This window comes from Microcystis sp. M061S2 (genome assembly GCF_020245605.1).
GTDB lineage: Bacteria > Cyanobacteriota > Cyanobacteriia > Cyanobacteriales > Microcystaceae > Microcystis.
In genome coordinates this window covers 1-8877 of record NZ_JADBUP010000106.1, presented here as the reverse complement: position 1 = coordinate 8877, position 8877 = coordinate 1, and the positions used below count along the sequence as shown (strand labels likewise).

General features: G+C 43.0%; 8 protein-coding genes. 3 read left to right on the top strand and 5 right to left on the bottom strand.

The window, feature by feature from the left end; translation table 11 throughout:
- The first annotated feature begins 469 nt into the window (after window positions 1–469).
- Together IM475_RS17830 and IM475_RS17825 are read left to right on the top strand one after the other, a co-directional pair.
- Window positions 470–1126: a sigma-70 family RNA polymerase sigma factor gene (locus IM475_RS17830; protein WP_287728599.1), complete on the top strand. Its 657-nt coding sequence runs from the start codon at window positions 470–472 to the stop codon at window positions 1124–1126.
- A gap of 113 nt (window positions 1127–1239) precedes the next feature.
- Complete coding sequence (locus IM475_RS17825; RefSeq protein ID WP_287728598.1) at window positions 1240–1791, top strand: anti-sigma factor family protein; 552 nt, start codon at window positions 1240–1242, stop codon at window positions 1789–1791.
- 3 nt (window positions 1792–1794) lie between these two features.
- On the opposite strand, the gene IM475_RS17820 is transcribed toward IM475_RS17825, so the two are convergent.
- Window positions 1795–3000 carry an acetate kinase gene (locus tag IM475_RS17820; RefSeq protein WP_287728596.1) on the bottom strand — a complete coding sequence of 402 codons (1206 nt, stop codon included), beginning with the start codon at window positions 2998–3000 and terminating at the stop codon, window positions 1795–1797.
- 377 nt (window positions 3001–3377) lie between these two features.
- Here IM475_RS17820 and trxA point away from each other — a divergent pair, with 377 nt between their 5' ends.
- Complete coding sequence (gene trxA, locus IM475_RS17815) at window positions 3378–3710, top strand: thioredoxin (protein WP_287728595.1); 333 nt, start codon at window positions 3378–3380, stop codon at window positions 3708–3710.
- On the opposite strand, the gene dprA is transcribed toward trxA, so the two are convergent.
- From dprA to IM475_RS17795, 4 genes are all read right to left on the bottom strand, one after another.
- Entirely contained in the window at window positions 3707–4855 is a 1149-nt protein-coding gene (dprA, locus tag IM475_RS17810; protein ID WP_287728594.1) for a DNA-processing protein DprA, read from the bottom strand. The two genes, trxA and dprA, sit on opposite strands and share 4 nt — an antisense overlap.
- Window positions 4856–5243: 388 nt before the next feature.
- Complete coding sequence (locus IM475_RS17805; RefSeq protein ID WP_190722555.1) at window positions 5244–5582, bottom strand: type II toxin-antitoxin system PemK/MazF family toxin; 339 nt, start codon at window positions 5580–5582, stop codon at window positions 5244–5246.
- Window positions 5572–5811: a hypothetical protein gene (locus IM475_RS17800; RefSeq protein WP_287676584.1), complete on the bottom strand. Its 240-nt coding sequence runs from the start codon at window positions 5809–5811 to the stop codon at window positions 5572–5574. Before IM475_RS17800 ends, IM475_RS17805 begins: the two co-directional genes overlap by 11 nt.
- Window positions 5812–5981: 170 nt before the next feature.
- Window positions 5982–8543 (bottom strand): SUMF1/EgtB/PvdO family nonheme iron enzyme, encoded by a 2562-nt coding sequence (locus tag IM475_RS17795; RefSeq protein ID WP_287728592.1) that lies wholly within the window; start codon window positions 8541–8543, stop codon window positions 5982–5984.
- Window positions 8544–8877 lie beyond the last annotated feature (334 nt).

The window sequence follows — 8877 nt, the reverse complement described above, 5'->3', positions numbered from 1 at the left end:
GCTTCGCTTTCGCTTTGCTTCAACCGCGCATTTACCAATGTATCTAACTTCCCTAAGTTTGTCAACCCCTTTTGGCAAAATTTTTTGATCTTTTTTCTATCCCTTGCTACGTAAGCTTTTCAGCTTTTCAGCTTTTTTGGTGGGGCTTTTTTGTCTAGTAATTTTGTTCTAATTAGCTCTTGATGGTGGTGACAGCGTTTTTCATAAGTAGGAACTGTTTAGGCATCAAATAGGGCTGCAGTGGCTGAAATAACTGCTTAGTAAGGGTTTCAGCCCCGTGGCCGAACGAGAAGGTCAAACATTGAATGCCCCGCTCAAATCGCAGTCCAGCAATTACCAACCCGATCCACTCGGTTCGATCAGTTAGAATCAAAATATGGAAAAAAAATTATTTATTTTCGGGAACCTTTGCTAACTTCTCCCGTCCTCAAGCCCTGAGTGAGGAGTTTATATCCTTAGAGGAAATCCCATGAGTCAATCGATTCCAGCATCTTGGTCACTCGAGGCCAAAAAGTCTCAAAACCCCGTGTCCCCTGACAAACTCTCCAACTATGATCTGATTGCACGCTGTCAGGAAGGGTGTCAGCCTGATCGGGCAGCTTTTGCGGAACTGCTGCGGCGCTATCAAGCTCATATTGATAAATTACTCTATCATTTGGCTCCCGATTGGCAAGATCGCGCCGATTTGGCCCAAGAGGTCTGGATTCGCGTCTATCGCAATATTAACCGTCTCCATGAACCCCTCAAGTTCCGCGGTTGGTTAAGTCGCATTGCTACTAATCTTTTTTACGACGAATTGCGGAAACGCAAGCGGGTTAATCACCCCATTTCTCTGGATGCTCCCCGGCGCGTGGAAGATGGCGAAATCGATTGGGATATCGAGTCCGATTACCCCAGTCCCGATGAACATCTCACCACCCACGAATTCTACGATCAATTACAGTCTGCGATCGCTGATTTACCAGAAGCTTTTCGGACAACTATTATTCTCCGAGAAATTGAAGGCATGGCCTACGAAGAAATTGCCGAGATCACGGGAGTTTCTTTAGGAACTGTTAAATCTCGCATTGCTCGCGCTCGCGCTAAATTACAATCTGTTTTACAGCCCTATTTTACGGAAGGCTAAAGAAAGTTGTGGTGATTCGGCACTAACGGCCGAAGTGAGGAGTCGTTAAATTTAACTAGCTCCGTGCTGGTAAAAAGTGATTGTATACCGATCGCTTCTGGTCGAGGTCAACCATGAATAATTATCAACCCGAAGACGTTCAATGGATCAAGTCTTTGTTACGTCACGATGAGGGCAATTCCAACTCCGCAACCGAGGATATTTTGTTCTTAGATGAGGATAACGAAGAAGCTCATCGTTTTGATTTAATTAGCGCCTATATTGATAACGAAGTAACGGTAGAGGAAAGGAAGCTAGTTCAGCATTGGTTAGACCATGATGCTGCCGCTAAAAAACTCTATCGGCAGCTCTTGGGATTACAAACTAATTTAAGGCAGATTCCCGTACCGGTTACTATGGCCAGCGACCGATTGGCAGAACAGGTGTTCAGAAAAGTCGATGGTCAGCGTCGTCGGCAATATTATGTTTATGGTGGCGCAATTTTCACCGCTATGGCGATCGCTGTTGGCTCCTACTTCGTCTCGGGACGCAATGATCCCCTCTCCCAAATGGCGAGCAGTCCGAGCAGTATTAGCCAAGAGGGAGACCATTTGATGATTGCTCTCAACCATCCGATTATGGAGATTCCCACAACGGAAGAGCCAAAAGAGAATGGCCAAAGATGAGGTCTATGGGTATAAATGCCAGCATTCTCGTGCGATCGCCCAATCTTCCGCCGTGGCAATTACCATCACTTTTACTTTAGATGTGTCGGTGGCGATATCCTCATCCCGGGGACGAGCGGCATTTTTAGCCAAATCTAACTCTAAACCCAAAAAAGGCCAGCCTTGACTGGCTTTTTCCCGTACTAAAGCTGAATTTTCGCCGATTCCTGCCGTAAATACCAACACATCTAACCCCTCTAGAGAAGCAATCATCGATCCGATTAAACCTTTCAGACGATGAATATACATCTCAAATGCTAATTTAGCCCTCTGGTTGCCTTCGGCCATCGCCGTGGTAATTGCCCGCATATCCCCAGAAATACCAGAAATTCCCTTTAAACCGGATTCTTTATGGAGTAAACTATTTAAACTATCGGGATTATATTGATATTCTCGCTCTAGATAAATCAGAATCCCTGGATCGATCGAACCGCTGCGGGTTCCCATCATCAATCCCTCTAGGGGAGTAAACCCCATAGTAGTATCGATACTTTTACCCCCCTTGACTGCCGATAGGGAAGCACCATTGCCCAGATGACAGATCACCATTTTCAACGATTCTAGGGGTTTTCCCAACAATTCGGCGGCCCGTTGCGAGCAGTACTGATGACTGGTGCCATGGAAACCATAGCGACGGATTCCCAGTTCACTCCATTGGTAGGGAATGGGATAAAGAGAAGACTCAGGGGGGATAGAACGATGAAAAGCGGTGTCAAACACTGCTACTTGAGGAACATCGCCCAAAACTTGCTCGATTGCCTCAATTCCTTCTAAATGAGCGGGATTATGGCTAGGAGCCAGGGGAATCAGCTTTTTAATCGTTTCTTTGACCTGGGGAGTGATCATGGTAGCCTGGGAATATTCCGTGCCACCATGGACAACTCGATGACCGACTATACTAATGTCGGCGAAATTGGCCAGTACCTTAGTTTCGCCAGTGACTAAGGTATCTAACATCCGAGCAATTGCCGCCGGACGGTCTTGACTAAAAAGATTAATTTCCTGTTTAATTCCCTGAGCTTTGACTGTTAAAACCGCGTAATCAGGGTTAACTGTCCAATCGATCCCCGCTTGCCAAATTGGTTGCGGAGGATGGCCAGGGAGAAACTCTAAATCGTACAAACAACTTTTTTGACTGCTCGATCCCGCATTTAAGACCAGAATTTTCATAGAAAAGCTCAATTAGGAGGTGGCCTATGGCGATCATAATCAAACTCAGGTTAAGTCTAGATAAAATCGCTGACTTTTCGGGTTTTTCTTCAAGAAAATTTTATCCGGCTGCCATCACCCATCCTTGACTCGGGCAATATTACAAAACTTTATCAAAAAAAAGTCAAAATAGAGCCTCTAGGGTTATAAAATAGAAGAATGCCCCTTGTGAAATTGATCCAAGAAGCTACCTCTGATGCAAGTTAAGGCCTCTATAGTGGATTTAGAGCTAGTTCTCGTCCTTTTCACCAGTGGAATGTCAACATCGCACCACGAATCTCTAGAATGGAATTTTTGCGTATTCTAGATGACCGTGATTACTAGAGGATTTCTTAAGTATGCCAGAGGTTCCTGCAGTTACAGATGCCAACTTTAAAGTCGAAGTTTTAGATAGTACCGACCTTGTCCTAGTGGATTTCTGGGCTCCTTGGTGCGGCCCCTGTCGAATGGTGGCTCCCGTTGTCGCAGAAATTGCCGAAATGTTCATAGGGCAAGTCAAGGTGGTGAAACTCAACACCGACGAAAACCCCAATATCGCTAGTCAGTACGGGATTCGCAGTATTCCTACTCTGATGATCTTCAAAGAAGGTCAAAAAGTTGATATGGTGGTCGGGGCTGTACCGAAAACCACTTTAGCTACCACCCTAAATAAACTCCTGGGAGTTGACTAGGTTTTCTGGTAACGCATACCGGGTAACTGAGTCACTAAACCTATTAATTCTAATTCCAATAAGATCCCCGCCACTTCTGAGGTGGGGATTTGCATTTTTTGAACAATAATGTCAAACAACAGGGCATCTCTGTCAAATAACTGATACACTTGTGCTAGTCTAGGTTCTAGATTGACTGGAGGAGCAGCATTAACGACCGGGGATGTCTCTAGAGGGAGTGAAGGGGAGAGATTAACCGGTGCAGATTGGTTCGTGGTGGGAATTGCCCCCAACATTTCTAATAATTTCTCCTCAGAAACGATAATTTCTGCCCCCTGATGAATCAGTTGTAAACAACCCCTAGCGGCAGCAATATCGGGAGAATTGGGTAAAGCATAGATATCGCCGCCAAATTCGTTAGCATAACTGGCCGTGATCAGGGAGCCTGATCTTTCGGGGGCCTCGATAACAATCGTCGCGCGACTTAAACCGGCGATAATGCGATTACGACTGGGAAAATGGGCTTTATTCGGCTGAGTTGCGGCGGGATGTTCACTAATGACTAAACCCTGCTTTTGGATGTCCGCCTGTAGCTGCCGATGACGACTAGGATAAACCACATCGACCCCCGTTCCCAAGACGGCAATCGTTCTTCCCCCCGCTTTTAAACAGCTTTGGTGTGCCTCGCCATCAATTCCTTCGGCCATGCCAGAAACAATAGTAAATCCCTGTTGGGCCAAAAGGGTACTTAAGCGCCGCGCCCAGCGCCGGCCGTGATCCGTGGGGTTACGAGTACCCACAATGGCGACGGTGGGGATATTTCCCTGATTTTCCTCTAAATTGACCTTTCCTTGATAGTAAAGTAAGGGGGGAGGACTGGGAATTTCCCAGAGAAAGCGGGGATATTCTGGGTCACTAGGAGTCCAAAAAAGGGGGTTTTTCTGGATATGTTCGGCGAAAAGAGCTTCTGGGTCAATTTGCGATCGCCCTTCCCGTACCGCTACCATTAACTTTTTGCCAAATCCCGCCACTTCTGCGATCGCAGTATCGGTGGCATTCCAGGCCACAGCGACACTGCCAAAATGTTGATAGAGTCGCTTTAGGGAAATTGACCCAACTCCAGCAATACTTGACCATGCTAACCAATAAACGCGATCGTCTGTCAATTTGAAAGGCTCCTCAGACAAAGTAATATTTTCAGTCGGTTAAAACTGACTGCGGCCAGATGACCCTAATTTATTTTAATCTTGCCGGAATACTTTCCATTAGTTGTTGAGGTATTGTTGAGCCTCGTCCATGTCTTTCACTTTTTTAAAATGTGAATAAGTTGTTCTTGATCTTCTGGGGGAAGTTGTTCGGTTGCTTCTAGTATTTCTGCAAAAGTGGCTGGAGTCATAGTTTTAGTTGGTTATAGTGGTCTTTAGAGCCAATTGTAGCAGTAACGGTAGAATATGTTAGCATAGCGTAACGGATAAAGCAGATAAATTTATCGTAATTTAAAGCCAAAAACTGCGTTAAATAATGCCCCCGAAGAAATCAGTGATCGTATTTTTTTTAAGAACGTAGAATATCGGACAAAATATCTACAATTAAGGTTTGGTTTTTTAATGATAATGAGCCTAGTTCACGCTGAATCAGTGAAGAGCGAAGTGTTACTAAATGATCAAGTCTGATGGCTGACGATTGGCGAAGACCACTGATCATAAAATCTGGATTTTCTGGTCTCAGAATAATATCTGTATGAAGGGGATTTTCTGGAATACGACTGGTAATTAGGGCAAAGATAATGTGTTGATAGCCTCCAATTTGATTGGTTAGGCAATAAGCAGGACGAACCTTACTGGAAGATAAATCGTCGAAGGGAAATTGAATTAATACAATTTTACCCTTCATTAGTTACAGGTTGTCCATCGTTAAGAGTATAAATATCTTCTTCGGGATCTTGCAGAAAAGCAAAGCTAGGGTTATGGGCAACGGCATCTAGCCAGTTTTTTTCGTTCAGTTCATCCTCCGACATCAAAAGAATGACGCGTACAAACCGATCTTTTTCTTGGGGAATAGGATGATCAAGTTGAATTTGCCCTTGGGTATTGAGGATACCAGTGGTTTCAATCGCACGCATAGCAAAACCTAAAAGAAGTGATTCGATTCTAACATTAAAGTAACCTTGAAAAGCGGTGATGGCTAACTACAGCGATCTCCATTCTCACGCTCGCCCTATTAGACTTCATCTTTTTATTGGTTATTGGTGCGCTTCCATATAGGCTCGGAGCAACTGATAACTGTTAACTGTTAACTGTTAACTGATTGGGGGAGACTGCACACAACACGAAAACCTATATAATCGTAGCCAAGGAAGGCAACGCTCTCGGTTCGGGCCGCTGAGAAACAGAAGAAAGGACGACCGCTCCACGAACCGCCGCGCAAGGCCATTGATGACTCATTAGTTATCTTGTTATCTAGCCAGGCGATACTACCGTTTTCCTTAATATTGTCTGGTTTGTTAACATAACTTGGATACCATTGATCCGCACACCATTCGCAAACATTGCCGTGCATATCATAAATTCCCCAGGGATTAGGTCGCTTTTCCCCAACAGGATGGGTTGTATTATTTGAATTACCATCAAACCAGGCATAATCTCCTAGTTTATCTTTATCATCGCCAAAACTAAATAGGGTTTCAGTACCAGCGCGACAGGCATATTCCCATTCTGTTTCTGTAGGCAAACGGTAGTTTTTTCCAGTTAACTGGCTCAGTTTTTCACAAAAAGCTTGAGCATTAAACCAAGTAACAGATTCTACCGGGTTCTGGGGATTTCCTGAAAACCTGGAAGGATTATTTCCCATCACCGCTTGATACTGTGCTTGAGTGACGGGATATTTGCCTATCTGAAATGCTGGCACAATTACTTGATGTATCGGTTTTTCATCTTCATACTCATTAGAACCCATGTTAAATTTACCAGCGGGTATATCCACCATTTCTGGGTTAAAGTTTGGTAAAATTACAGTTTCAGTTTGCCGAATTATCTTGGGCGATACTTGTAATAATTTATCAACATTTACCTCTGCCAAGCTAAATTTAGAGTTAGCTGCCGATTTTTCATGACCGTAAGCCATTAAAGCTTTAAGCTTAGTATGACTACCCCAATAGCGAATCGACTCTTCATATTCTTGGGTTTTTTCTTCATCTAGTGCAAATTCTTCTAATTTTGCTAAAATTTGCTGATCATTTTCTAAATCTGACAATAACAATGGCCATTTTAAACTAATGGCAGTAAATTTACCTAACTGTTCAAAAGTTAGAGAAGGAACTAACAAATTATCATTCTCATCTCGCTCTTCAAAAAATAAACCAGTTTCATTAGCGATATAAACCTTGAGACGAAAGACATTGATAAAGTGTTTAATCCGTCGCGGATTGTAATCCAATGCAGGAGCCACCATCATAATGACATTCCGCACTGTTTGGGAATCTCTATTATCAGATTTGTTGACTTGAATCGCTTCTAATCGCTTAATTACAGCTGCTTGTGCTTTCTCTTTTTCGGTTTGTTCGGATTCTATCGAAGGATTATCTAAAGACAAGTTTTTTAAATCACTTGTCTGATTACTTGTTGGGGAAGTGAGATGCTTTTGCGAATTATTTCTCCAGGGTAAAGCTAACTTAAACTTACCCCAGAATGACTGAAAAAATGTAAAATGAGGTTTAGCTGGCTGTAAATTGGGAGGAGTTGAAGTAGCAAGCTGAATCAAAAAACGCTCAAAATCTGACTGGGATGGTTGGGGAACTAAAAAGGGAAGCTGGACAAACTTTTCAATAAAGGTATAACCATAAGCTAACCCTTTATTAGCACTACGTCTCGCTAAAATATCAGGATCAATTTCTGTGGTTTCCGACGGTAAATACTTGAGGATGTTTTCGTATTTTACCGCTAAACTAGCGGCTACTTTTTCTCTGTCCATTCCTAAAATAAACACCACTGAAGGATCATCAGCAATCATCAAATTAATCGCCTGCATCAAGTCCGCTGATTTTGGATGTTCACAACGATCTAAATCGTCAATAAATACATATACCCGATCATTGCCAATATAAGCATCGACAATTTTAGCAAAATCTTCATGAAATTCTTCTACAAATGCCGATTGTTTTTTATAATCTGGGGCTTCTATGTATTTAATTAGGTTGTTTTTAGGGTTTTGGAGTAACCTTTGAAAATTTCTCAATAAACTCTTAATACCAGCGAAAATCCCCGCTCCTGATAAGGTGACACCGACCGCAGTAAATAATAACTTAAAAACTGAATTAATTTTGCTCCAAAAAACATCTTGAGAGGTTGTTAGTCCGATTAATTCGTTAATTCCTTCAACTCCATAAATGATTAAAATAAAAGGAATGGCAATTGAGGCACAAATCACAAAAATTATTACTGGTAAAGCTTTAATTAATTCAAATAAGCCTTTTTCTAGGTTAAAACGCAATAATTGTAATTTAAAGTGTCCTAGGATAATTCGAGGCAAATCTCGCCAATTTTTGGGCGTAGAAATCTGCTTAATAAAAGACAGCGCAAAAGCTGCCCATACCGACTCCGCTTTATCGTGTCGCCAAGCATTAAACCAAACCGTCCGACCTCCTTTTTCTCGTAAATATTCCTCTAACATTTTCATAAAAGAAGACTTGCCACTACCCCACTCTCCCTCAACCGATAAAGTTAGGGGTGGTTGTGTCTGCTCATGCAACAAAAATTCAGCGATCGCTATTACATAAGGCTCAAATCCGAGAGCATCATTATTAGTAGCTTGATCGCTGACGCTAGTATTGCGGATAGATTCAGGAGAATCGGACATGGTAGTTATTTTTAGGTGACAGAGAAGGGAGAAGAAAATAGATTACCTTAAGTAGCTGGTTATAATTAAATTAAAAATAGATTTTAGGTTCGATCCCCCCTGCCCCCCTTGATAAGGGGGGTGCCGATAGGCGGGGGGATCCCCCCTTAATCCCCCCTTGATAAGGGGGGCATCTGATAATTTTTAACGCCTACCTACTTAGGGTTTGCTGAATAAGTACGGGCGAAGCATTCGGATAGAAAATCTACCTTTTCACCGATAGGTTATTGTCCGAATGCTTCGCCCCTACAGGACGCGGGCCGATGAAGACGCAAGGTTTTGAACGACGATTCTC